The sequence below is a fragment of the Campylobacter concisus genome (assembly GCF_002913865.1).
Lineage (GTDB): Bacteria > Campylobacterota > Campylobacteria > Campylobacterales > Campylobacteraceae > Campylobacter_A > Campylobacter_A concisus_AM.
The window spans coordinates 1-1,515 of the sequence record NZ_POYX01000005.1; the positions used below are offsets into that span (position 1 = coordinate 1).

The 1,515-nt window shown below is 34.7% G+C and carries 1 protein-coding gene and 1 pseudogene; both read left to right on the forward strand.

The window, feature by feature from the left end; all coding sequences use genetic code 11:
- Positions 1–99: pseudogene (locus CYP77_RS10270) on the forward strand (basic amino acid ABC transporter substrate-binding protein); the annotation flags it as partial.
- 128 nt (positions 100–227) lie between these two features.
- Positions 228–1,515, forward strand: a 1,288-nt coding sequence (locus CYP77_RS00235; RefSeq protein ID WP_181001469.1) for a cache domain-containing protein, incomplete at its 3' end; no start/stop codon positions are given.

A 1,515-nucleotide genomic window follows, 5' to 3' on the forward strand; every position in this document is an offset into this window, starting at 1 on the left:
CATACTGATCTTATCAAAAAGATAGATGCTGCGATCGAAGAGCTACAAAAATCTGGCGAATTTGACAAAATGCTCGCTAAATACGACCTTAAAAAATAAATCCTAATATAAATTTGCAAGAGGCAAAACGCTTCTTGCAAAAAATCTCACAAATTTCTAATTTATAAAATTAAATATTATTTAAATATATTGTAATAAAATTGTCAATTTAATTTAAGGAGAATGCAATGAAGTCACTCAGGATGAGAACGGCACTTGTGCTAAGTGTCATGATCTTAGTTTGTGTTAGTGTGGTTGGTCTTGTGACCTATAACATGGCTAAAAATTTATATACCGACAGGGTCGAAAGTAAAGAATTTCCACTTGCGATCAATGAAGTTGGTTATAAAATAGAATCTTACATCGATAAGATAATCGACTCTTCTTATCAAATAACTCAAAATAGCTTCTTAATAGACTGGGTCAAAAATGGCGAGGACGAGCACGGCAGAAAGGTATTGTTTGATTATTTTCAGACTCTTGCTAAAAATTTAAAGCTAGATACGATAATGTTTGGCTCAGATAGAACCCTAAACTACTACGTTGAAGATAAAATTTTAAAGGTCATTAACCCAGAAAATGACAAATGGTACTACGCCTTAAAAGATGGTAGTAGTCTAAGCCTAATCGACATCAACAAGGCTGAAGACGGCAGCGGCAAGATAATGATGTATATAAACTACAAAGTTCAAAAAGATGATAAATTTTATGGCATCGCAGCGACTGGCGTAAATTTAAGCGAGATAGTAAATTTTGTCCAGTCACAAAAGATAGGTCGTGGCGGTAAATTTCTACTAGTCGATGAAAAAGGCGATATCAAGATCGGCAAAGACGTAAGCGGCAACCTAAAAGATTTAGTTGGCGATACAAACCTTAAAAAGCTAATCAATGAAAATGGCAGCTACATATCACTAGATAAGGATGGCAGAAATTTATTGATCGGCTCAAAATATATCAAAAGTATGGGCTGGTATCTTATCGGCGAGCTTGACAAAGATGAGCTTTTAGAGGATCTAAACTCACTTGCCTATGCATCTGTTGGAGTGCTTGTGGTGGTGCTTATCTTAGGACTATTGCTCTCGCTTTATCTATCATCATATCTTTTAAAAATCATCCTCAAACTAAAAACAGGCCTGCTATCTTTCTTTGATCTACTAAATCACAAGACAAACAAAGCCCAGCCTATAGAGATAACATCTAAAGATGAATTTGGCCAAATGGCAGAGCTAATAAACAAAAACACAAAGGCCATTGAAGATGGCATGAAAGATCAAAGTATCTTCATCCAAAAAGCCAACACCTTTGTAAATGAGATAAAAGATGGCAACTATGAAGCAAGCTTAGAAGCAGATACTAATAACCCAGCTCTAAATCAACTAAAAAGCACATTTAAAGATCTACAACTTGCTCTTAAAAATGCAATCTCAAGTAATGGTAAAGATGTACTTGATCTACTAAACACTTATAAAAACCAAG